Origin of the sequence: Bacteroides sp. (genome assembly GCF_029057325.1) — a bacterium.
GTDB lineage: Bacteria > Bacteroidota > Bacteroidia > Bacteroidales > Bacteroidaceae > Bacteroides.
Window position 1 is genome coordinate 1 of sequence record NZ_JAICZW010000132.1, and the last position, 23897, is coordinate 23897.

Annotated in this window: 17 protein-coding genes and 2 pseudogenes; 10 read left to right on the forward strand and 9 right to left on the reverse strand. The window is 47.4% G+C overall.

Features of this window, described 5'->3' with window-relative positions; translation table 11 throughout:
• The 7 genes and pseudogenes from K2G43_RS07825 to K2G43_RS07855 all read right to left on the reverse strand — a co-directional run.
• Nucleotides 1-547: hypothetical protein (locus tag K2G43_RS07825; protein WP_300153957.1), on the reverse strand; the 547-nt coding region annotated here is incomplete at its 3' end.
• Nucleotides 544-1533, reverse strand: a complete 990-nt coding sequence (locus K2G43_RS07830; RefSeq protein ID WP_300153959.1) for a hypothetical protein — start codon at nt 1531-1533, stop codon at nt 544-546. The genes K2G43_RS07825 and K2G43_RS07830, both read right to left, overlap by 4 nt.
• A gap of 8 nt (nt 1534-1541) precedes the next feature.
• Entirely contained in the window at nt 1542-1646 is a 105-nt protein-coding gene (locus tag K2G43_RS07835) for an HNH endonuclease signature motif containing protein (protein ID WP_300153961.1), read from the reverse strand.
• An 8-nt stretch (nt 1647-1654) separates the two neighbouring features.
• A pseudogene (locus K2G43_RS07840) lies at nt 1655-1861 on the reverse strand (adenine-specific methyltransferase EcoRI family protein); the annotation flags it as partial.
• Nucleotides 1862-2258: 397 nt separating this feature from the next.
• Complete coding sequence (locus K2G43_RS07845; protein WP_300153963.1) at nt 2259-2447, reverse strand: hypothetical protein; 189 nt, start codon at nt 2445-2447, stop codon at nt 2259-2261.
• Between the two features lie 92 nt (nt 2448-2539).
• On the reverse strand, nt 2540-6097 hold the full coding sequence (nifJ, locus tag K2G43_RS07850) for a pyruvate:ferredoxin (flavodoxin) oxidoreductase (RefSeq protein WP_300153965.1): 3558 nt from the start codon (nt 6095-6097) through the stop codon (nt 2540-2542).
• A 38-nt stretch (nt 6098-6135) separates the two neighbouring features.
• Complete coding sequence (locus tag K2G43_RS07855; RefSeq protein WP_300153967.1) at nt 6136-7314, reverse strand: AAA family ATPase; 1179 nt, start codon at nt 7312-7314, stop codon at nt 6136-6138.
• A gap of 126 nt (nt 7315-7440) precedes the next feature.
• On the opposite strand from K2G43_RS07855, the gene K2G43_RS07860 reads away from it, so the two are divergent.
• From K2G43_RS07860 to K2G43_RS07875, 4 genes are all read left to right on the forward strand, one after another.
• Complete coding sequence (locus K2G43_RS07860; protein ID WP_300153969.1) at nt 7441-8640, forward strand: hypothetical protein; 1200 nt, start codon at nt 7441-7443, stop codon at nt 8638-8640.
• A gap of 355 nt (nt 8641-8995) precedes the next feature.
• Entirely contained in the window at nt 8996-9691 is a 696-nt protein-coding gene (locus tag K2G43_RS07865; RefSeq protein ID WP_300153970.1) for a hypothetical protein, read from the forward strand.
• A 1142-nt stretch (nt 9692-10833) separates the two neighbouring features.
• Nucleotides 10834-11097 (forward strand): hypothetical protein, encoded by a 264-nt coding sequence (locus tag K2G43_RS07870; RefSeq protein ID WP_300153972.1) that lies wholly within the window; start codon nt 10834-10836, stop codon nt 11095-11097.
• Between the two features lie 222 nt (nt 11098-11319).
• The gene (locus tag K2G43_RS07875) at nt 11320-12465 is read left to right on the forward strand and encodes a DUF4143 domain-containing protein (protein ID WP_300153974.1); all 1146 of its coding nucleotides are present in this window, start codon (nt 11320-11322) and stop codon (nt 12463-12465) included.
• Nucleotides 12466-13437: 972 nt separating this feature from the next.
• Here the strand turns inward: K2G43_RS07875 and K2G43_RS07880 are convergent.
• On the reverse strand, nt 13438-14397 hold the full coding sequence (locus K2G43_RS07880) for a helix-turn-helix transcriptional regulator (protein ID WP_300153976.1): 960 nt from the start codon (nt 14395-14397) through the stop codon (nt 13438-13440).
• 183 nt (nt 14398-14580) lie between these two features.
• Between K2G43_RS07880 and K2G43_RS07885 the strand changes: the two genes are divergently transcribed.
• The 6 genes from K2G43_RS07885 (at nt 14581) to K2G43_RS07910 (ending at nt 23523) form a co-directional block, all read left to right on the forward strand.
• Nucleotides 14581-15255 (forward strand): HmuY family protein, encoded by a 675-nt coding sequence (locus tag K2G43_RS07885; protein WP_297644158.1) that lies wholly within the window; start codon nt 14581-14583, stop codon nt 15253-15255.
• 6 nt (nt 15256-15261) lie between these two features.
• The gene (locus tag K2G43_RS07890; protein WP_297644157.1) at nt 15262-17454 is read left to right on the forward strand and encodes a TonB-dependent receptor; all 2193 of its coding nucleotides are present in this window, start codon (nt 15262-15264) and stop codon (nt 17452-17454) included.
• A 10-nt stretch (nt 17455-17464) separates the two neighbouring features.
• Nucleotides 17465-21604 (forward strand): cobaltochelatase subunit CobN, encoded by a 4140-nt coding sequence (locus K2G43_RS07895; RefSeq protein WP_300153979.1) that lies wholly within the window; start codon nt 17465-17467, stop codon nt 21602-21604.
• Nucleotide 21605: 1 nt separating this feature from the next.
• On the forward strand, nt 21606-22313 hold the full coding sequence (locus K2G43_RS07900; RefSeq protein ID WP_297644155.1) for a hypothetical protein: 708 nt from the start codon (nt 21606-21608) through the stop codon (nt 22311-22313).
• A gap of 284 nt (nt 22314-22597) precedes the next feature.
• Complete coding sequence (locus K2G43_RS07905; protein WP_300153981.1) at nt 22598-23197, forward strand: MotA/TolQ/ExbB proton channel family protein; 600 nt, start codon at nt 22598-22600, stop codon at nt 23195-23197.
• The gene (locus K2G43_RS07910; protein ID WP_300153983.1) at nt 23197-23523 is read left to right on the forward strand and encodes a DUF2149 domain-containing protein; all 327 of its coding nucleotides are present in this window, start codon (nt 23197-23199) and stop codon (nt 23521-23523) included. Before K2G43_RS07905 ends, K2G43_RS07910 begins: the two co-directional genes overlap by 1 nt.
• A gap of 63 nt (nt 23524-23586) precedes the next feature.
• Here K2G43_RS07910 and K2G43_RS07915 read toward each other — a convergent pair.
• Nucleotides 23587-23897 (reverse strand): annotated as a pseudogene (locus K2G43_RS07915) (S-layer protein); the annotation flags it as partial.

A 23897-nucleotide genomic window follows, 5' to 3' on the forward strand; every position in this document is an offset into this window, starting at 1 on the left:
ATCTCATAGAGACTATTAGAGAACCTCTCATAAACGTAATAATACTAGTTTTATCCCATAATTTATATGAGATAAATTTGTATATAGAAATATCTATTTCTATATCAAAAAGCAATCCTATTATGATAAGTATTATTACGCTGATAGATAGTAATATCGCATAAGAAGTTAATGCGTTAAACTGATAAAAAAAGTTCCATAGGTGTAGCTCCTTAACCAGATGAATAGAGTTGGTGATCGTTTCATTTGCCTTGCTAATGGATTTGGTAGCCTTAATTTGCTTTGATTTGTCAAATATGACAATGAGTAGGCTTAAAAAAAGTGCAACCATGATAGACAGGCAAGTCAAAATATGATCTGTTGCATTACTTGTTAATCCGTTTGGTTTATAAAAACAGAATAGAGCACTAATACAGAGTGCAATAATTTGTAGAAAGGAAAAATATAATTTAGGTTTTTCCCCTTTCCCATTTAGATTTTTATATTGCCATTCATGCCCATCTTTAATGAGCCGAAATAAATAATATATTAACAGATTACTATTCATCTATGTTCTATGCCATAAATTTCAGGTTTTATTTTTCCTAATAAATTGTCACATAACGATTTCAACTCATTTCGTGCAAAATTGCCATTATCATCTGCTGAGATATAGTTATTAACGATTATAATGGGGCGAATATCATGGTCCTTATCTATAGAGAAAGGCAATAATTTCTTTTGTTCCTCATTTTTCATTACTCCTTTTTTGTTAGAAAAGGAAGAAAGGGAAATTGTAGAGTTTCCTGCTTTAAGAGCAAAAAAATTACTGATGCGCTTTATAAATGTATTTGAGTTTTGAATGTCACTTGTATTTGTTTTAGGAACTATTGTAATCTTAATGTCGAATTCTTCAGAATTGGTGGTTACTTCCTCTTCTGCTTGAGTTTGGGTAATAATTTCTTGCTCAAATGATATACTAAACAGATTTGCACTTTTAATAAATTCGGCTTTTAGCCATATAGGGAAATAGGAATTAACACGGCATCCCTTAGTCTCATCTGTTTTAAGTAGTCTTTCAATAAAAGGTTTTACAGCCTTGCGTATAGAAGCATTTTCTTTAGATTCAACCATTAATATGCCTATTTTAGAATCTAGTGGAAAATACAGATAGAAATAATATCTATCTGTAATGATGTCAGTTTTGTTGATAATTCTTCTTTTAGATGTATCAGACAATTTTGCTAATTTTCGAATAGAATTGTAAGGACCTGCATCAATAAATCCTTCTATAGTATAAGTAGAAGAATGGGAAGTCAAAATGCTATTTATGCGTTCTCCTTTTCCTTTAAATAAGGTTAATCCTATACTCTTGTTTTCTATACAGAAGACATCTTTTCCTATTAGCTCAATCAAGTTGCGATAAAACGTATTAAAGAGTTTTGAATACGTAATGGATGAATCTGTTATATCGTTTTTTCTTATAATAACATCTTTAAAAGTCCCAGAACGTTTATTTAGGACTATTTGATATACATCAAGTTTACTAGCCATATCAATAATTATTTTTCTCCTTTAATTCTATTACAATTCCTACAAAGCATTTGACAATTCTCTGCTACCGTCGTACCACCTTTTTTCCAAGGGATGATATGGTTTGCTTCCATTAAATTGTAATCAATTTCTTCAGGCCAAGGAATTCAAAATTGTAGGCAAAATAGGTAAAGAAATTGCTGACACGTGGATCATCGCAATTACACAACACGGTTTTACCCCGAAAATGTTCGCGATAATGTTTCAGTTCATTATTAATATCTTCAAGTTGAGTGTAAAACTCATCTTTCTTCGCTTCTTTTGCCTTATTCAGATTCTTGTTTGCCATTTATAAATTGCTTTTAGACGTTTTCCGATGTTCAATACTAAATAATTCTGCTATTGCTATTTGGTACAAATATAAGCAAAACTATGAAAAGTAACTAATCAAGATTAAATTTATAAATATGAGTAGTTGCGTTAAAATTAGAAAAGCAATTCTTTGGTGAAACAGAAAAAGGCCTTCAGAGCCGTAAGTTATTCACTCCATGAACCGTAAGCAGTAGAGGTAACCATAAGTTATTTACTTGATGTAGGCTGTATAAACGAAATTCCCGAAAGGAAAAATAATATTGAAAGCAAAAAAATCGTTTTTGATTAGATATACAAATAGCGGAATTACACGGATTCATTAGGGAGAGAATCCGTGTAATTCCGCATAATTCGGCACCTAAAAAGTTTAAACTTTACTTCAATATCTGCGGCAGATTCTCTCTTCCCCAGAAGTAGTAAACACAGATGCCCACCCAGCTGGTAAGCAGCAGGATGATGGCCACCAGCAGTTTCTTCACGCTGTCCACCGGCCACTTCATGATTTCAAGCACGGCTTTGACGCATAATACCACGCCAATCACCCAAATGATAAATCCCATCATAGCTTTTAATTATTAATAGTTTGACTTAAAAACGAAAGAGAGACCGTCTCCGGTCAGGGGGAGGTCTCTCATTCTTTATCTCAATAGTTGAATTACTCTGCTACTTCTGCGCCCCAGTTTTCTTTGGCGAGACGCTTGTAGCTGTTGTAACGCCATTTAGCGTTTTCTTCAGCAGCTTTGAAGAGTTCTTCAGCCTCCTGCGGATATTGTTTCATTACGGAAGCGTAACGAACCTCACCCTTCAGGAAGTCTTGGAATCCGCTCCAATCCGGTTCTTTGCTATCCAGCGTGAACGGGTTCTTGCCTTCAGCTTCCAGAGCCGGGTTGTAACGCCACAAGTGCCAGTAACCGCACTTCACAGCCTTCTCTTCTTCGGCTTGGCTCTTACCCATACCAGCCTTCAGACCGTGGTTGATACACGGAGCGTAAGCGATGATGAGTGACGGACCGGGATAAGCCTCTGCCTCGCGGATAGCCTTCAGCGTCTGAGCCTGGTCGGCACCCATAGCAATCTGGGCAACATATACATAACCGTAAGTAGTAGCCATCAGACCGAGGTCTTTCTTGCGTACACGCTTGCCGGCAGCGGCAAACTTAGCGATAGCACCCACCGGAGTAGCCTTAGAAGACTGACCGCCTGTGTTGGAGTAAACCTCCGTATCAAGTACGAGGATGTTGACATCCTTACCGCTGGCGATTACGTGGTCCAGACCACCGTAACCGATGTCGTAAGAAGCACCGTCACCACCGATAATCCACTGGCTGCGTTTTACCAGGTATTGAGACAACGCTGCAATCTGCTTGCAGTGGTCGCACTTCTCCTTGCCTGCTTCTACCAACGGGATAATCTTCTCGGCCAGTTCCTTCGTCTTTTCGGCATCGTACATGTTCTCAATCCATTCGCCGAACAATGCTTTGGCTTCTGCCGGAGTGCAGTCGGCTGCAATAGCCTCTTGCATTACCTTCACGATGCGTGCGCGCATCTTCTCGTTGGCAAGTTCCATACCCAGACCGAATTCGCAGAAGTCCTCGAACAGAGAGTTTGCCCAAGCAGGACCTTGGCCCTTCTCGTTCTTCGTATAAGGAGTAGAAGGTACTGAACCGGAGTAGATAGAAGAACATCCTGTAGCATTTGCTACCATCTGACGGTCACCGAACAACTGGGAAATCAGTTTCACATACGGAGTCTCGCCGCAACCGGAGCAAGCGCCTGAGAACTCGAACAACGGAGTAGCGAACTGAGAGTTCTTCACATTTGCCTTGATGTCAATCAGGTGTTGTTTGCTCTTCACGTTCTCTACGCAGTAAGTCCAGTTGGCAGCTTCGCCCAGTTGGCCTTCGAGGTGAGTCATTGTCAGAGCCTTGCCACCCTTCTTCGGGTTGCCCGGACAAATATCGGCACAGTTACCGCAACCCAAGCAGTCCATAACATCCACCTGCATGCGGAAGGTCATGCCGTCGAATGCCTTGCCCACAGCCTTCAGCTGAGTGAAGTTGGCACCCTTCTGCTCTTCAGCATCGAGTACGAACGGACGGATGGCAGCGTGAGGACAAACGTAAGCACACTTGTTACATTGGATACAGTTTTCAGGATTCCATTCGGGAACGAATGCAGCAACACCGCGCTTTTCATATTTTGCAGTACCTTGATACCAAGTACCGTCTTCGATGCCCTTGAATGCAGATACCGGCAGCAAGTCGCCATCCTGTGCATTGATAGGACGAACCACTTCGTTGATGAATGCCGGGTCGTTGTTTTCAGCCTTGGCGTCGTCTTCCAGATTAGCCCAAGCCGGGTCAACGGTCAGCTGTTTGTATTCACCACCACGGTCAACGGCAGCATAGTTCTTGTTGACAACGTCTTCACCCTTCTTGCCGTAAGACTTCACGATGAACTTCTTCATCTGCTCTACAGCCAGGTCAACAGGGATTACACCTGTGATGCGGAAGAATGCGGATTGCAGGATGGTGTTGGTACGGTTGCCCAAACCGATTTCCTGTGCAATCTGAGTTGCGTTGATATAGTAAACGGTGATGTTGTTCTGTGCAAAGTACTTCTTCACCTTGTTCGGCAGGTTCTTAGCCAGTTCTTCGCCTTCCCAGATGGTGTTCAGCAAGAAAGAACCGTTTTTACGCAGACCGCGAGTCACGTCGTACATGTGCAGGTAAGCCTGAACGTGGCAAGCTACGAAGTTCGGCGTATTTACCAAGTAAGTGGAACGAATCGGAGTATCGCCGAAACGCAGGTGAGAGCAAGTGAAACCACCTGACTTCTTGGAGTCGTAAGAGAAGTAAGCCTGACAGTGCTTGTCGGTATTGTCACCGATAATCTTCACGGAGTTCTTGTTGGCACCTACCGTACCGTCAGCACCCAGACCGTAGAATTTAGCTTCGAACATGCCTTCGCCGCCCAGTGCGATTTCTTCTTCCTGAGGTAGAGAAGTGAAAGTCACGTCATCCACGATACCGATAGTGAAGTGGTTCTTCGGCATCGGCAGAGCCAGGTTCTTGAATACGGCGATAATCTGGGCAGGAGTAGTGTCCTTAGAACCCAAACCGTAACGGCCGCCTACGATAACCGGAGCGTTTTCTACGCCATAGAAGCAGTCTTTTACGTCGAGGTACAACGGTTCGCCGTTGGCACCCGGCTCCTTCGTGCGATCCAGAACAGCGATGGTCTTGGCAGTCTTGGGAACAGCGGCCAAGAAGTGCTTGGCAGAGAACGGACGATACAAGTGTACGGCAACCATACCTACCTTTTCGCCGTTGGCTACCAGGTGGTCGATGGCTTCACGGGCAGCTTCGGTTACAGAACCCATAGCGATGAGGACGCGTTCTGCATCTTCGGCACCATAGTAATCGAACAAACCGTACTTGCGGCCTGTAATCTTGGAGATTTCGTTCATGTATTCCTCTACGATGGCAGGAACTGCTTCGTAGTAGTTGTTGCAAGATTCGCGGTGCTGGAAGAAATGGTCGGGGTTTTCGGCCATACCACGGGCAACCGGATTCATGGGGTTCAACGCACGTGCGCGGAACTCTGCCAATGCTTCCTGGTCAATCAGCGGAGCGAGGTCATCGTTCTCCAACATTTCAATCTTCTGGATTTCGTGAGAGGTACGGAAACCATCGAAGAAGTTAACGAACGGCACGCGGCTCTTGATAGTAGAGAGATGGGCAACACCGGCCAGGTCCATCACTTCTTGTACGGAACCTTCGGCCAGCATGGCGAAACCTGTCTGGCGAGTGGACATCACATCCTGATGGTCGCCGAAGATACACAAGGCATGGCTTGCCAGTGTACGTGCTGATACGTGGAACACGCAAGGCAGGAATTCACCGGCAATCTTGTACATGTTCGGAATCATCAGCAACAGACCCTGTGAAGCTGTGTAGGTAGTGGTCAGCGCGCCTGCCTGCAAAGAACCGTGAACGGCACCTGCCGCACCGGCTTCCGACTGCATTTCCTGTACCAATACTGTTTCGCCGAAGATGTTCTTGCGACCTGCGGCAGCCCATTCATCTACATATTCAGCCATAGTAGAAGAAGGGGTGATGGGGTAGATGGCAGCTACTTCTGAGAACATATACGAGATATGCGCAGCAGCTTGGTTACCATCACAAGTAATGAATTTCTTCTGTTTAGTCATAACTAACTTGAATTTATTAATAAAAAAATCTCTCCATATTAATATAAGAAACCGAACAGCCAGAGAGGTATTTGGTTGTTCCGGCCTATTTCCGCCTTATGCAAGGCGTATGTTATCGCAGGATTGTTCTTGATTTTCGTTCCTTCCGGACAAATCTTGAACGGCATCACTTCGTCCACCATGAACGAGATGTTTTTGTCTCCTTTGTTCACCTTGTGGTCTTTCCACAGGGAGTTTGTAAAGAAGGTATCCAATATATCTTGCTCTTCTACCTTGACGGGATAGATGGAATACATCAGGTTGGAGTTGTGCATCATTATCTTCGATGGCTTTTTGGGAAACTCTTCTCCTTTGGGATAGACCATGTTGATGAGGCGCGCGTCCGCCAGATACTTGATGTAGTTCATGACCGTGGCGCGTGAGGTCTGTATCTCGTTGGCCAATTGGCTGACGTTCGGTGCTTTGGGACCATCCACGGCCAGCAGGTAGAGCAATTTCTTTATCTTTGAAAGATATTTCAGTTCGATTTGTTTGATGAGCAGGATGTCCACTTCTACCATCATGTTCATCGTCTTGAGCAGATTTTCTGAAAAGTTGCGCTTCTCAAGAAAGAAAGGGTAGAAGCCGTGATGCAGGTAATCCTGAAAATAATCCAACGGACGTACTTTGGAAAGGATTCCTTTGGCTATCTGTTCGTGGCTGCTCAGAATCTCTCCCAATGTATAGGCATGGAATTTCATGTCCGTTTGCAGATTCAGGTATTCGCGAAACGAAAAACCGCGCAAGTTATAGCTTTTGACGATGTCGCGCAGTTCCAGATTCTCTTCCTTCAGGCGCATGACCGACGAGCCGGTAAATACAATTTTTAGGTGTGGAAAGCGGTCGTAGCACATGCGCAGTTCTTTGCTCCAATTGGGATGTTTGAACACCTGGTCTATCAGCAACACTCTACCTCCACGGCGCTGGAATTCACCGGCGAACTCTACGAGGTCGTGCCCGGAGAAGTAGAAATTGTTCATGTTGATGAAGAGGCAGGAGCGGTCCGTCCCGAATTTCTCTTTGGCATATTGAAGCAGAAAGGTGGTTTTGCCTACGCCGCGTGTTCCCTTGATACCGATAAGACGGTCGTTCCAGTTAATCTCGTCCATCAGGTCACGGCGGACAGGAGCATTGGTATGCTCCACGAGGTAAGCGTGTGTACGATAAAATGCTTCCATGCTTCTAATTCGGTTTATCGGGACAAATATACGGCTTTTTTATAGAATTGCAAAGTAGAGATGACAGAATATTATATAACTTTGCACTCCCCGATAAAAGCGGGCAACCGGTTAACATTTTGAAAGATGAAACTTTATGCATTCAATCCCGATGCGGATATGGCATTGGGGAACAACGAAGAGAATTATATGGCACCTGCTTCCATCCGCCGCATGGCGGAAGATTTGGCCTTGCTGCCCGTCTGGTATGCCCTGCCCGGCAGCGGCGTGTTGGCGCCTTCCGCCTACAACGCCGATTTCTTGAAACAGATGCAACGGCAGTTCCGGCTGGACGTGCGGCTGGTGACGGAACCGGAATTGCCCGATTTCTCCGATGTGCAGGTGATGCCTTGGGGATGGAATCTTGCATTGCGGAAGCGGTTGTTGAAAGGAGGTATATCGGAAAAGGTGCTTCCCGATTTGGATACTCTTCAGAAATATCGTTCTCTGGCAGCTCGCAGTCGTGTGTTGGCACTTCACGCACGGCTCCAATCCGAAGGGATGAAAGAAATCTGCGGAATAGATAGCTGTCTGGTGAGGACGGAGGATGAATCGCATTCCGATTTGTCGGAGGTTATCGGGCGTTATAAAGAAGGCTGTGTCTGTAAGTCGCTTTGGTCGAGTAGTGGGAAAGGGTTGTGCTGGTGCTGGTATGGCTTTACGAAACCCGTTTCCGATTGGTGCAACCGTGTCTTGAAGACAGACGGTGCTTTTATGGTGGAGCCTATATATAATAAGGTGGAAGATTTTGCGATGGAGTTCTATGCAGATGGGCAGGGGCAAGTGTGTTTTGTAGGCTATTCGCGCTTTGTCACTGATGGCAGAGGTGCCTATCAGGGCAATTTGCTGGTTACGGACGTTCAGGTAGAGGAGTGGATTCAGCGATACATTTCTTTGGAGGCGTTCGTGCAGATGCGTGAATCGGTGCGAAGGGGATTGGCGGAGCTGTTGGGGGCTGACTATATGGGCTTCTTAGGGGTGGATATGATGGTCTGCCGTCTGAACGAAGGACTTTCGTATGCTGTCCATCCCTGTGTGGAGATTAATTTGAGGATGAATATGGGGATTGTCGCCCATACGCTTTGTGACCGGTTCATTGCTTCCGGCAGCAAAGGATTCTTTTCGGTTGAGTACTTTCCTGCTACAGAGGCTTTGCAGGAGCAGCACGCAAGGGATGTGCAGGAACATCCGCTGCGTGTGGAGCAGGGTAGGGTGGTGTCGGGCTATCTGCCGTTGGTGCCGGTCACGCCGAGAAGCAGGTATCGGGCGTTTGTGAAAGTGGAGTAAGGCGGTGGCGATTTAAAGGGAGTCATAGGAGTTAAAAGGAGGTATCAGCCGACCGGTCGGCTTAGGGGTTAAAACCGTGTACTGGAACAGCAAGATATTAAAATCTACGGAAAACTCCGGTTATCACCTTGCAATAATTCAACTTCTTATGTATAACAATTTGTTACAATTCTCCTTACTCTTCAATTTTTCAAATCTCCCCAAATAGAAGAGCGCAAGAAATCTCCCAAAAGTTTCATCGAAGTATTTCTAAAGTTTAAGTTAAGTGTTTCTTCGGAAATACTTCGATGAAACTTCATAAAGGACAAAATATGATAAGAATTATTGGAAAATTGACGGAGAAAACTTTTATCCATTGGATTGTGACCAAAAACAATTGCGTATATGTCAGGTCGCTTTTCCGAAAGAGACTCCGCTTTCATTGCAGATCCCAGCAGAACCGTTATTAGCTGTACGAACTTCGGCTCAACGCTCTCTGCAATCCAAGCGTTACCCAGAAATGAAAGTCACGGTAAATACGAATGAAAATCTGGTGAAATTCTTTGATACCTATCCCACATCAATGATAAATGAAGATTTCGGAACCCGGTGGGCTATGTCTGCAAACACGCCGTTAAGTAAGCAGGCTAAAAGTTCTTTGTATCCCAGTCTGAAAATGGCAATAGCAGGAAAGACGCAGTCTGAAGCCGTAAATCGGATACTAAACTTTGTACAAACGGCATTTGTCTATGAATATGACGACAAAGTATGGGGTGGCGATAGAGCCTTCTTTGCTGATGAGACCCTTTATTATCCTTACTGTGATTGTGAAGACCGTTCCATTCTCTTTTCGCGGTTGGTGCGTGATTTGTTAGGATTAAAAGTCGTATTGATTTATTATCCGGGGCATTTGGCTACCGCTGTGCAATTCACGGAGAATGTAACTGGTGATTACGTTGCGATGAACGGTAAACGTTACGTTATATGCGATCCCACTTATATTGGTGCGCCCATAGGAGCTACTATGCCTAAAATGGATAATGCTAAAGCGAAAATAATACTATTGGAATGAACTTTATGAGGAGTTTTATTAAGACATTTGCTTTCGTTTGCTTTTGTTATCACAAAGCATTGCGCAGCAAATATCGTTTCCAAAAGAAATTTCTCAGCCTTGTTCAGGTGATTATGTTGGTGTCTCGTTTGCTGATTCGCCCAAAGAATTGTCTGTACTGAACGCTGTCTTATCTTATATTTTGTTGCATGAGGTAACTTGTAATCATGTTGATGACACATCTGTTATAGCAATAGGCGATTCCATCCATACGGAACGTACAGCATCTTTCACTTCTATCGATACTGTAAATCAATGTGAGTTCGATGTAAACGATATCGTCGTTCGTTTACCGTATGACTGTGTGCCATCACTCCAAATGTCGGAAGATTCAAATTCTTTATTGTTGAAATATCCGTACAAAAGAGAATGATTCGTTATTCTTTCTGCGGAACCGTTAGGAGGCATCGTTCCACACTTCCGTAGTGAGCATACGTACTTAGGGTATCTCATTATACGACTTAGGTACCCTCACTATACGACTTAGGTACCCTAAGTATATGACTTAGATACCCCTCGCCAGAAGGTATTCTGAATGGGGGATTGGCATTGAATGAATGGACGGGAAAATGGAGCGGATGGTTCTTTGAAAAAACGTTATAAGATAAAAGCAGGGATGGGAGGGCTGATATTTAAATCAGCAATTGCGGCATATTGCTTTTTTGAGAAGAAACCTGTCATTGATGTCAGTTTTGTCAATGACGGGCAACTGATATTGTTTTAAGTTATATCGAATTCACGTTACTTATATTCTTTTTTGTCAATGACGATTTTTATAGAAACAACGTACTCTGTAATGGCGATTTTAACGTAAAAGATGAAGTTTTGCGGAAATAGGTATGGATAGATTCCGTTTCGTTTGCGAAGGTGTTTAACACAAGAAAGCGGTAGGAATACAAGGGTATTTGCTGTACTTTCCCTATTTTTGCATTTGGAAAAGGGAGAGTATTTTCTTCATTGTGGAGAAATACCTAAGTGTTTCGGTTTTCATTATGTTTGGGTCTTTTGAATATACAGACGGAAATGAACATATCACGTGAGACATCAAGGTTGGAACATTAAATATTAACTATAAAATGGGAACATTAGGCTGTGTAAACGATATGCTCCAGCGAGATAAGGAGGACAGGGCGCTGCGCAAGATAGGGCGTGAGCGGATGAAGGAAACCCATTGCCGGTTGCTCGAAACAAGAGTTTCCTCCCCCTCCTCCCGCTTCTCGTTGGAACAACCGGAAGATATTCGAAAGAATACATTAGAAAAGGAGGAATTGGAACGCAAGAAACTCAATAGGGCCTATTTAGTCATAGGCTGCATCGTATTGGCAGGGCTTCTCTTTCTTTGTTTATTTATTCAACTTGTCAACTAACCATCGTAATGCCTATTTCAAGAATGGGAATTTTTTAGATTGCCATTATTATGAATTGCTAAGAGCTGATTTTATTGAAAGGTTTTTGCGATAAAATCCGAAGTATTACTCCCGATTTTGCGATAAAATCCGAAGTGCTACTTCGGATTTTCATGGTTTTTATGCACTTTCTTTCACAAAAATTCCTATCTTCGCAGTCGAAACCAATAAAGATTAAGCGGTATGATACTGAACAGAATACCTTTGCTGGAGGAAGCAGGTGAAGAGAGTATTTTCTTGTGGGGAGCACGTCAGACGGGCAAAAGCACTTTGCTGAAGAAATTGTTTCCTGATGCCTCTTATTACGACCTGCTGAAAAGCGATGAGTACACCCGGTTGAGCATACGCCCTTCGCTGTTGCGAGAGGAATGCGAGATGCTGGATGAAGGGGAATTGGTGATAATAGATGAAGTGCAGAAGATACCTGCGCTGCTGGATGAGGTACACTGGCTTATGTCTGTCCGCAATTTGCGGTTCATTCTGTGTGGCTCAAGTGCCCGCAAGCTCAGGAGGTGTGGAGCCAATCTGCTTGGTGGTAGGGCCATACGCAAGGTGCTGTTTCCGTTGGTAAGCCGGGAGATACCTGATTTTGACATTGAGCGGGCGTTGAATAATGGCATGTTGCCCCGGCATTATCTGGTGAAAGATGCGCAGAAACGGCTGGAGGCATACGTGGGAGACTATCTGCAACAGGAAATCGTAGCGGAAGCAGTGGTGCGCCGCATAGATTCATTTACCCGTTTTCTGCAAGTGGCGGCTCTCAGCGATGCCGAAATAATAAACTATACCAATATAGCAAGCGATTGCGGGGTAAGCGCAAAATCGGTCAAAGAGTACTTCTCTATCCTTGAAGAGACGATGCTTGGCTACATGGTTCCGGCATATTCTAAGGTGGTGCGCAGAAAATTGGTAGCCGCACCGAAATTCTATTTCTTTGATGTCGGCATACCCAATTATTTGTTGCGGCGTATGCCGTTAAGGAAAGGTACGGCGGAATATGGCCATGCGCTCGAACATCTGGTATGCCAGGAGCTGAAGGCGTACCTCTCGTACCGGGGGAATGCCAAACCGTTGAGTTATTGGCACACATCGGACAACCGATATGAAGTGGATTTCATCATCGGAGATGCGGAAGTTGCCGTGGAGGTCAAATCATCGTCAGAGGTTTCGTCTTCCGATACAAAAGGCTTGCGGGCTTTCAGCGAGGAATATCCTGAAGCTCGCTTGATAGTTGTAAGCATGGAGGCTCGTCCGCGCCGTCATAACGGCATCGAGATATGGCCGGTCGGAGACTTTCTCAAAAGGCTTTGGAACGATAAATTCGTGTGAGACTTCCCTTTTTTACCGATTCCTCCACTGGTACGTTTCACTCTTAGTCTTATGGCTTCTGGAAGGAAAGGCTTTTTTCCTGTCCTTATGTTGTCCCGAAGATGTTCTTTAGTAAATATTTTTCATAACGGGAGACCGCTGCTCCCCTCTCTGCTTATGCCGGATGATATGTTGTGCCCAATTTTGTGTAGTGATATTGGTTTTATGGTATTTGTCTGATTATTAGTATTTTATTTATTCTGATAGCTGCCGTGAAAAGGGAGTAGGGTCCACTTGGGTCCAGGGTCCACTTATGGACCCTTTTTCAGTGCAAAGGATAGGGATGATAAGGCTGAATGTAAGAAAAAATGATAGATGTCCTGCCGTTGCTTACGTTATTTCATGATTTGGGGAGTCGAAATGCAAAAGAGGCTGACCTAAGGTTTTTCTTACATCCGGGATGATAATCATTCCACGGCTCTTTCATTTAGGCCTTACACATCTTTTCAGACGCGGAATTAGCGGATGGATTTTGTTTTTATCAGCTGAATAAATAACCCGTCCAATCCGTTAAATCCGCGTCTGAAAAATGAAAACGACTTTAAATGGTACACTCCCACGATATAACAAGCGCTTTATGGCATCTTATCACCCTAAAATTGAATATAAAAATCTTTATACCATGTAAATGCTCGAAAATATCGTATAGTATCTTCCTATGAATGTTATAAGAATTTATTTGGTTGTAATTGATTGACAATTAATAAAATACTGTATTTTTAGAGGAGTGCGTAGCTGAAAAAGGGTCCATAAGTGGACCCTGGATCTAAGTGGACCCTATCGCTCATTCTGATAAGGAAAAATATTTATAAATATGTGGTTTGTCTCTGTCTCTCCTGCTTCCGCTTTCCGGCAATGTCTCTGCTCGAAAGCGGGGATGTTTTTATCTACGGGTGGCAATGTTTTTGGAGGGCGGTGGCGGTGTTTCCGGTTTCACCCCACCTGTATTTCCTCGATATTGACCAGCTTATTGGCTATGGCATAAATCGTCAGACCGGCCGTTGTATGAATCTGTAGCTTGTTGGAGATGTTGCGCCGGTGGGTGGTCACGGTATGCACCGAAAGATAGAGCGCGTCGGCTATCTCCTTATTGCTCATCCCTTTGGTCACGCAAGCGATGATGTCTTTTTCCCGGTCGCTGAGTGTTTCCAACTTGTCTCTCTTATCGATAGCGTCATTGCCGGTTTTGTCCACATAGACCGTATCTCCCTTTTTCTTTAGCTGCTGTTCGATGAACTTGACGGCAGGCACGAACAATTTATCTTCAATCAGGCAGTGTGATGTCAAATCCTGTTCGCACGATATGATTTCCAGCAAAGCCGCATTCAGCAGGTAGTTGTTCTTTTCGGGATAGCAACGGATGATGACATCTTTCAGTTCTTTGAGCTTGTCGCCTATGGGGGCGTGCTTGCTCGCAAATTCCGTAATGGTGTAGTTGCGTTGCAGATGACCGGAGGACAATTGTTCGACATACGAGAACACCACATCGTTTTCATATTCCATGTGTTTGCGGACCGCCATGACATATTCGTCATAAAAGCGGATGATAAGTATGGCGATATCATTGGAACCCGAACAATCGATAGCCTCAATCAGTTTGCGGCGGATACTTGGGAGGTTGAATTCCAGTAAATATTCGTTCGACTGTTTCTGATACCGGATTAGTGTGTGCAAAGACAACTCCTCAAACCGGCAATCCCTGCCCGTTGCATAATTCGCGACCGCCAAAAAGGTTTTCTCGTCCACATTATTCGCCCGGCATATTTCTCTGACTGTCTTGTCGCCAAAACCCAAAGAAATGCCGAAACGTCCCATAATGAGAATCAGTGCGCTGTCATTTCGTACCAAGTCGCGCATCTTATCGCCGGGCTGATAACTTTTAGAATCATTCATTCTTCTGCTGAAAAAATATTGTTTACGGCTGCAAAGTTACTCACTTGTTGCAAATAGTGCAATACCGAAAAATGATGAGAGTGGAGGTGACAATCTGTTAAAATACCAAAATTGGAGTATTGTTCGCCTTGAAAACCACGGGTAATTTTGCAGCCGGAAAAAATAATTAAAAAAATAACTGATATGAAATTGAAAAGTGTATTGGCCATAATGGCTGTCGGAGTGTTTGCAACCGCATGTAGTGACGAAAAGGATGACCCGAAGTGGGGAGATGTCGTTGCAGATAGAATGACAAATCTGGATGTGTCGGCTTACGACAAGTGGACTTATATCAATCTGAAAACGGGGGCTACTGAGACATATACCGATGCCAACGAGTGGATTTATACTGATGGTTCTACGGTGCCTGCCAAGGCTGACGAACCGGTCGGCATCGATTGGCACATAGCCATTCACCGGTATGAAATACGGACCAATGGCGGCGAAGTGCTCGACACCCGGTTGACAGATATGACTGCTGTTACAGAGTTGCCCGTCGGCACTTATGCCCAAGACGAAGTGATTCCTTACGAAGAAGACGGCGACTTTCAGGTGATCACAGACATGAGCAAGATGATGACCGATTATAGTGTGGGGTATGCCAAGAGTGCCACCTTGAACAAAGTGCTTTGCGGATGGGTGAAGAAGACGGAGACCGGCACAATGCCTCCTATCCTTTATGAACCGACGAAGAACGTCATGGTGCTGAAGTGCAAGGACGGAAGCTGGGCAAAACTCCAGTTTATGTATGCCGGCAACACGGATACCGGCAAAAGCGGTTTCGTCACTTTCAATTATGAATTTATTCCCGTCAGATAAATGAGAATGAAAGAGAAGATGTATCTGTTGGCATTCTTATACCTGCTTGTGTTGCCATCAGCCTTGTGGGCGGAAGAAACGGACAATGGAGGAAACAGCCGTTATCGTTTTCTGATGAAAGGCGTGGTGCTGGACGAAAGCGGACAGCCGCTTCCGGGAGCCGCCGTCAAAGTATTGGGTACCACTTGGGGAGCCAGCACGAATGCAAGCGGAGAGTTTGTGATTCGGGTGGAAGAATCCAAAACGTACGCCTTACAAGTCTCCTTCATGGGTTACGAGCCGGAAAAGGTTGTTACCCGTTCGGCACTCAATCCGGAAAGGATGTCGGTGCAATTGAGTCCCTCTGCCAACCAGTTGAACGAAGTGGTGGTGACCGGCTCGTTTGTGGAAAAGCCGCTGAAAGACGTTCCTGTGCTGACGCGTGTCATCTCGCAGAAAGATATCCGGTCGCTCAATCCGCAGAACATCGAAACCCTGTTGCAGTACGAGCTGCCCGGTTTGCAGATAGGTTATAACTCCATGAGCCAGATGCCTGAAATCATCTATCAGGGCATGGATGGAGAATACCTGCTGTTTCTGATAGACGGCGAACGGGTCAGCGGCGAAGGTGCCGACCACAATGTGGATTTCACCCGTTTCAATGTGGACGATATTGAGCGCATAGAGGTCATCAAGGGTTCGCAATCTACCATCTATGGTTCCAATGCTTTGGGGGGAGTAGTGAATATCATTACCAAAACCGCCAACCGTCCCCTTACCGCCAACCTGAATGCACGATATGCCGGAAGCAACGGGCAGAAATATACGGCATCGGCAGGTGTGCGGAAAGACAAGCTGACTTCTTACACCAGTCTGACTTATCGCACGATGGATACCTACGAGGTGGGCGACATTCAGGGAAGCACCAAAGTATATGGTTACAACATCTGGGACCTTTCGCAGAAGGTAGGATATACTTGCAACGAGCGGTTGAGTGCCGACCTGAAAGGCAGTTTCTATCACAACAAGCGCGATGTGCGCGACGGGAAATTCTATCAGGATGTCTTTATAGACTACACGCTGAGCGGAAAGGTGAAATACCTGCCCGGCAAGGACCAGCAGTTAGTTGTGAGCTACATATACGACAACTACCGGAAGAACCAAGACTATTTTGTGACCGGCCGGCAGACTACCGACTATCGCAACATCAAGCAGACCCCTCGGGCAGACTACACGGGTGTTTTCGGAAGCCATACCATCAGTGCGGGCTTTGAGGGCGATTTGGAATACCTCAAGCACTACATGATGAAAGACACTTCGGATGTCAGTACCCGGACTTACGCCTTTTATGCGCAGGAGGACTGGAACGTGACCGACGGACTGAACCTGGTGGTGGGTGCTCGTGCCGACTATCATAAGAAGTATCACTGGCACTTCACTCCGAAGGTATCATTGATGTGGCGTATTTGCGAATGCCTTACGATGCGTGCCGGCTATGCGCAGGGGTTCCGTTCGCCTTCGCTGAAGGAGCTGTATCAGGAGTATGACATGGGCGGATTGGGCTGGTTCACCCTGCATGGCAATCCGGACTTGAAGCCGGAGACAAGCAACCAGCTCTCCCTGTCCGAAGAGCTCACTTTGGGAAGCCTGAATTTCTCTGTGGCATTTTCGCACAACCGCTTTCGGAACAAGATAGCCTACGTCATGCTCAATGACGGGACTTCCGACCAGCAATATGTCAATTCCGATAAGGCGAAGACCACGTCTATAGAAAGCATCTTGCGTTACAACTTCGGCAGGGGAGTGACGCTGACCGCCTCGTATGCCTATACCGACGACTATCAGGAGGTGGACGGACGGAACACCTCTTCGGTACGACCGCATGCCGTGACGTTCAATGCCATGTATGCCAAGAAATTCCGCAAGATAGGATTCCACTGCTCGCTCAACGGGCAGTGGAGTTCCGCCATCGACACCTATACGCGCAACCGCGAGGATGACGGCACGCTCACCTATCAGATGCATCGTTATGACGCCCGTACCTTGTGTACGCTTAATGCAGGAGTGACGCTGCCGAAAGGCGTCTCGCTCAACGCAGGCATCGACAATCTGTTCAACTACAAGGACAAGTCCGCCGACAGCTCGCTGCAAGTGCCGCAGAAAGGCATCAGTGTGGTAGGAACCGTAAACATCAATATAGCTGATATGTTTGGATTATAAAAGAAGGAAGATGAATAGAAAGAAAAAATATATCTTGACAGGGAGCGCCGTATGCGTGCTTCTCTTCATGCTTTGGGGCGCGTGGAACCGCTGGTTCAGCCCCACACGTGTGGCGTTTGTCAACTATCAGGTCATCAATCTGGGAGAGATAGCCAAGGCCAATGACAACGCGTTTATCAAAATCAAAGAGTTGGGTACCGATGAATTGGAGAAGGCGGACGGCTATGACATGGTCTTCATCAATGCCATGGGACTGCGCATCACCGAAGAACAGCGTGCCCGGTTGCAGAAAGCCGCCGACGGCGGACTGCCCGTGCTGACTACTGCCGCCACGAATCCGGCGAACCTGATTGTCTCGCTCGACTCCGTACAGGCAGATACCTTGAAACGCTATCTGGGCAATGGTGGGCGGCGCAACTATCGCAGCATGCTGAACTATGTGCGCAAGGAGATAGACAGTAAGCTGATTTCGCTGGCCGAACCCGAAGCCGTGACGAAACGTGCCGACGAAATGCTGTATCACCGGAATCCCGCCAATCCTGACGATGAAGATGCCGGATTCAATACCGTAGCCGAATATGATGTTTTCCTGCGTCAGCATCAGCTTTACCGTGAAGACGCTCCCGGTATTGTGGTGACCGGACAGATGGGCGACCCCACCGAACTGATTGCCAAACTGGAAGAGACCGGTAACAGGGTCTATCCGGTGCGTGACATCCGCAGCTTCATCCTGAAGCATCACATCGACTCTGTGCGCCCTGCCGCCGTCATCAACATGGCTCACGGGCGCATGGGCGACTATGTGGTGGAGTATCTCACCCGGCAGAATATTCCGCTTTTCAGCCCTCTGAACGTCAATCGGCTGGTGGATGAATGGGAGGACGACAAGATGGGGATGAACGGCGGTTTCCTCTCCCAGAGTGTGGTGACACCGGAAATAGACGGGGCGATACGTCCGTTCGTCTTGTTCGGACACCGGCTGAACGAGGAGGGAATGCAGGAGGCATACACCATTCCCGAACGGCTGGAAACATTTGTACAGACCGTCAACAACTACATCGCCTTGCAGCGGAAGCCCAATAGCGAGAAGCGTGTGGCCATCTATTATTACAAGGGGCCGGGACAGAACGCCCTGACCGCCGGAGGCATGGAAGTAGGGCCTTCGCTCTACAATCTGTTGCTGCGCATGAAGCGCGAAGGCTACCGGGTGGAGAATCTTCCAGCTTCGTCCCAAGAACTGGAACGGATGATACAAGAACAAGGTGCCGTCTTTGGTGCGTATGCCGAGGGTGCCTTTACCGATTTCATGAAGAACGGACATCCCGAGTTGGTGAGCCGCGAACAATATGAAGGATGGGTGAAGAAAGCGTTGCGCCCCGAACGCTATGCGGAAGTGGTGGCTGCCAACGGCGACTTCCCCGGTGCATACATGGCTACGGCAGACGGCCGGATTGGAGTGGCACGCTTGCAGTTGGGCAACGTGGTGCTGCTGCCTCAGAACGCTGCCGGCAAAGGGGACAATGCCTTCAAGGTGGTGCATGGCACCGATGCCGCCCCTCCTCATACCTATATCGCCTCTTACCTTTGGATGCAATACGGCTTCAAGGCCGATGCCCTGATACACTTCGGCACGCACGGCAGCCTCGAATACACGCCTAAGAAGCAGGTGGCGTTGAGCGGCAACGACTGGCCCGATCGTCTGGTGGGTGCCTTGCCCCATTTCTATATCTATACGATTGGCAATGTGGGCGAGGGGTTGATAGCCAAACGCCGCTCTTATGCCGGCTTGCAATCCTACCTGACTCCTCCTTTCCTGGAAAGCGGTGTGCGCGGCACTTACCGGGAACTGATGGAGGCGGTGAAGGACTATAACAACCTGCTGTCCGGTGATGGGAAGACCGCTCTATCCGCTGCCGATGAAGAGGCGCTGCATCGCGCTTCGCTGGCCGTAAAGAAGCTGGCGGTGCGGATGGGCATCCATCGGGAACTGGGACTGGACAGCCTGTTGACCCGGCCCTATCCGGAAGAGGAAATCGCACGTATCGAGCATTTTGCAGAAGAACTTGCCAATGAAAAGATCACCGGACAGCTCTATACGATGGGTGTGCCTTACGAACCGGAACGTATCGCCAGCAGCGTGTATGCCATGTCGGTCGATCCGATAGCCTACAGCCTTCTGGCACTTGACAAGTTGAGGGGTAAGGCAGCTATTGATGTAGAAAAACATGCTTCCCGCTTCACGCAACGCTATCTGGAACCTGCCCGTGGATGGGTGTCTCGATTATTGGCCGCCCCCTCTTCGGCTACCGATGAGTTGGTCTGCCGTATGGCTGGCATTACGCCGGACGAGCTGGGCAAGGCACACGAGATAGAACAAACACGCAAGGCCCCCGAAGCCAGGATGGCGATGATGATGGGCATGAAAGGCATGACGGGGAAGAAGAAAGAGTATAGCAGAGAGGAGGTAAATTTGGCGCTCGCCATTCTCGAAGTGGAACGTACCGTCAAGAATGTAGGGAATTACCGGGAAGCGCTGCTCAAGAGTCCCGAAAAAGAGTTGGCATCTTTGCTCAATGCCCTGAAGGGAGGTTATACGCAACCTTCACCGGGCGGTGACCCCATTGCCAATCCAAACACGTTGCCTACCGGACGCAATCTCTATGGCATCAATGCCGAGGCTACCCCCAGTGAATCAGCTTGGGAGAAAGGCATCCGACTGGCAAACAATACCATTGAGATGTACAAGCGCAGGCACAACGACAGCATCCCTCGCAAGGTGAGCTACACGTTATGGAGTGGTGAGTTCATTGAGACGGAGGGAGCCACCATCGCACAAGTGCTCTACATGTTGGGTGTTGAACCTATCAGAGACGCTTTCGGGCGTGTCACTGACTTGCGCCTGATTCCCTCGCGCCAATTGGGGCGTCCGCGTATCGATGTAGTGGTGCAGACCAGCGGACAGCTTCGCGACCTGGCGGCTTCACGACTCTTCCTCATCAACCGGGCCGTAGAGATGGCTGCTGCCGCTACGGACGATGAATTCGAGAATCAAGTGGCTGTCGGAGTAATAGAAGCCGAACGTACTCTGATAGAGAAGGGGATTACCCCGAAAGAGGCGCGTGAGATTTCTACCTTCCGTGTATTCGGCGGAGTGAACGGCGGCTATGGAACCGGCATACAGGGCATGGTGCAGGCAGGAGACCGTTGGGAGAGCGAGCAGGAGATAGCCGATGTCTATCTCAACAACATGGGTGCCTTCTATGGTAGCGAGAAGAACTGGGAAACCATGCGCCAATACGCTTTTGAAGCGGCATTGACACGTACCGATGCTGTCATTCAGCCTCGTCAGAGCAACACGTGGGGAGCCTTGAGCCTTGACCATGTGTACGAGTTTATGGGCGGATTGAATCTGGCAGTGCGCAACGTGACCGGCAAAGAACCGGATGCCTATCTGAGCGATTACCGGAACCGCAATCGGGCGCGGATGCAAGAGGTCAAGGAGGCCATCGGCGTAGAGAGCCGTACCACCCTCTTCAATCCGGCCTATATCAAGGAAAAGATGAAAGGAGAGGCCGGAGCCGCCCATACGTTTGCCGAGATAGTACAGAACACGTATGGATGGAACGTCATGAAACCGCAGGCCATCGACAAAGAGATGTGGGACGAGATATATAATGTATATGTGAAGGATAAATTCAACTTGGGCTTGCAGGACTATTTTGAGAAGCAGAATCCTGCCGCACTCCAGGAGATGACCGCCGTGATGCTGGAGACCGTGCGTAAGGGTATGTGGCAGGCTTCCGAACAGCAGGTGGCGGATATCGCCAAGCTGCACACGGAGTTGGTGAACAAGTATAATCCTTCTTGCTCCGGTTTTGTCTGCGACAATGCCAAGTTGCGCGCTTTCATAGCCTCGAAGGCAGAGCCTCAGACTGCCGCCCAATACAAAGAGCGCATTGAACAGATACGCGAGGTGGCTACAGATGATTCCAAGAAAGGCGTGGTGATGAAGAAGGAAGAGATGAACCAATCCAATTCGGATCGGACGATCACTCTGCTTAGTAACGTGGCGGTAGGTGTCTTGGTGTTGATTGCTGTCGCGACGTTGGTGCTGCTGGTGCGCCATCGTCGTAAGAAAATAATGGGATGAGATGGAAACAGTCGTTCTTGTACTGATGATATTGGTCTGCTTCAACTTTTTGTTAAAACAGACCTGTCGCAAGTGGCGCTCTGTATCCGTGATTGCCGCCGTCAACGCCTTGTTCGTAGGGGTGATGTGGCCTTGTGCCATCGAACAATCCAAAACACGCATTGCCGACTGGTTGGCTGACCCGGCATTGATGCTCGATACATCGGTGATACTGAGCATTGACGTGATGCTGCAGATGGCTTTCTGCCTGTTGGCGGCTCATGTTCAGACGGCAGGTCCCGTGAAGCGTCGGGTGATATGGATGTACCGCATGCTCCACTGGTTTCCGGGAGTGTTGATTTTTCCGGTATTGTTCAGTGGGCTGGTGGCTCTTATCTTCGCCTTCCCCGGTGTCTCGTTCTCGCTGATAGCCTGGTGCATGGCAGGAGCGGTGCTGGTGCTGGTGCCTGCCGGCAGTTACTTGTTTGGCTGGCTGCTGCCCGAAAAAGAATTGCGACTGGAACTGCTTTTTCTTTCCAATGCGCTGATTGCCATTTTGGGCATCATTGCCACTGTCAACGGACGCACGGCGGTGAAAGGTGTCGGCGAAGTGAACTGGGGAGCTTTGGCGGGGCTGGTCGTGTTGGTGTCGGCAGGTGCGTTGCTGGGCTGGCTGCTGTGGAAAATGCGGCAAAGGAAACAGGTACGTCAACCTATATATAATGTATAACAAAGCCTGTTGGCTGAATTAAACCAGCAAGGAAATAGCTTCTGCAATTTCCCCCTATATTTCCCGGCTTGACAGACACTTGCCTCTGTCGTCTCAAACACTTGTGTCTGTCGGCTTGAACACAAGTGTTTGTCACGTTGAACACAAGTGTCTGTTAACTCATTTTTCAGTGTTTGATAATCAGCTTGTTAGAAGGCTCTGAAAAGCGAGTCTGCGAATAAATTCCGCCAACGCGTTAACAAACTACTTTTAAACATATTTTTCATCAAATAATAAATAACATTATGAACTACATTTCAGACATTCTTTATTGGATATCCACCGGGCTGTTGGTGCCCGTTATAGTGCTTCTGATTATTCTTTTCGGCCGTTCCATTCTGCTTATCGGCAGTTTCTTCGGGCAATATCTCGCTATCCGCAAAAACGAGATGCTGCTTCGCAAGGAGTTGGATACCTTGACACCCGATGCTTTGTCCGGTCTTGTCGAACGTCTTCCTTCCAAAAACGCTTCGATGGTAGTCAGCTATATGCGTCGCATGCTGGAGGTGCAGGAGAGTCCTGCCCACATGCAACGTCTGCTGGCGGACTTTGAGATTGCAGCCGACAAGGACCTGGCTATCTCCAAAACCCTCACCAAGATGGGGCCGATGCTGGGCTTGATGGGGACACTGATTCCGATGGGACCGGCTTTGGTGGGACTTTCCACCGGTGACATCGCTTCCATGGCTTACAACATGCAGGTGGCGTTTGCCACTACCGTCGTGGGACTTTTTTCCAGTGCCATCGGCTTCATCACGCAGCAGGTGAAGCAACGCTGGTATCTGCAAGACATGACGCAGCTGGAGTTCTTGGCCGAATTGTTGAATGAAAAGCGTGGAAAGTGATGAGAAGACATTTGTTGAAAAAAGAAGAAGATGGCGACCCGATGAGCGTGGTGAGCAATCTGTTTGATGTGGCGATGGTCTTCGCCGTAGCCCTGATGGTGGCTTTGGTAAGCCGTTACAACATGACGGAGATGTTCAGTCAAGAAGACTTTACGATGGTGAAAAACCCGGGCAAAGAGAATATGGAGATTATCACTAAGGAGGGGGAAAAGATACACCGATATACTCCCTCTGAGGACCAAGATGCTCAAAGCGGCAAGAAGGGGAAAAAGGTGGGCATCGCCTACGAACTGGAGAATGGAGAGATTATCTATGTACCTGAGTAGCTTGTGTCTATGAGGCTCCCCAGATGAAGGGTGCATGTACTCCGGAAGAACGGATATGGCTGTTTACCGGCATGCTTCGCTCTCATTTCCACATCGGTCTATAGCCGTCACGACAAAATATTTCCGTGCTTCCCACGGCAGGATGGGGGCGTAGGTGTATTCGGTGCCCTGTATGCGTTGCGCCAGGATATTTTCCGGGTTGGAGGTGTCCACGGGATAGGTGTCCGAACCGTAAACCACGTACATCGGGGGATTCCGTTTGTCGTTGTCTGTGGCGGGTTGCCAGCTTAGTTGCCAATATCCGTTTCCGCTCTCTTTTACCGTAAGCCCGGTGGGGGCGGTGGGGGGCACGTTGTCTATCCACGGCATGGTGG

Bases quoted from the DNA above. Each gene is read 5' to 3' on its own strand.
- K2G43_RS07830 (WP_300153959.1), bottom strand. From the start codon at position 1,533: ATGGCTAGTAAACTTGATGTATATCAAATAGTCCTAAATAAACGTTCT.
- K2G43_RS07835 (WP_300153961.1), bottom strand. From the start codon at position 1,646: ATGGAAGCAAACCATATCATCCCTTGGAAAAAAGGTGGTACGACGGTA.
- K2G43_RS07845 (WP_300153963.1), bottom strand. From the start codon at position 2,447: ATGATGGGATTTATCATTTGGGTGATTGGCGTGGTATTATGCGTCAAA.
- nifJ (WP_300153965.1), bottom strand. From the start codon at position 6,097: ATGACTAAACAGAAGAAATTCATTACTTGTGATGGTAACCAAGCTGCT.
- K2G43_RS07855 (WP_300153967.1), bottom strand. From the start codon at position 7,314: ATGGAAGCATTTTATCGTACACACGCTTACCTCGTGGAGCATACCAAT.
- K2G43_RS07860 (WP_300153969.1), top strand. From the start codon at position 7,441: ATGAAACTTTATGCATTCAATCCCGATGCGGATATGGCATTGGGGAAC.
- K2G43_RS07870 (WP_300153972.1), top strand. From the start codon at position 10,834: ATGCTCCAGCGAGATAAGGAGGACAGGGCGCTGCGCAAGATAGGGCGT.
- K2G43_RS07875 (WP_300153974.1), top strand. From the start codon at position 11,320: ATGATACTGAACAGAATACCTTTGCTGGAGGAAGCAGGTGAAGAGAGT.
- K2G43_RS07880 (WP_300153976.1), bottom strand. From the start codon at position 14,397: ATGAATGATTCTAAAAGTTATCAGCCCGGCGATAAGATGCGCGACTTG.
- K2G43_RS07885 (WP_297644158.1), top strand. From the start codon at position 14,581: ATGAAATTGAAAAGTGTATTGGCCATAATGGCTGTCGGAGTGTTTGCA.
- K2G43_RS07890 (WP_297644157.1), top strand. From the start codon at position 15,262: ATGAAAGAGAAGATGTATCTGTTGGCATTCTTATACCTGCTTGTGTTG.
- K2G43_RS07895 (WP_300153979.1), top strand. From the start codon at position 17,465: ATGAATAGAAAGAAAAAATATATCTTGACAGGGAGCGCCGTATGCGTG.
- K2G43_RS07900 (WP_297644155.1), top strand. From the start codon at position 21,606: ATGGAAACAGTCGTTCTTGTACTGATGATATTGGTCTGCTTCAACTTT.
- K2G43_RS07905 (WP_300153981.1), top strand. From the start codon at position 22,598: ATGAACTACATTTCAGACATTCTTTATTGGATATCCACCGGGCTGTTG.
- K2G43_RS07910 (WP_300153983.1), top strand. From the start codon at position 23,197: ATGAGAAGACATTTGTTGAAAAAAGAAGAAGATGGCGACCCGATGAGC.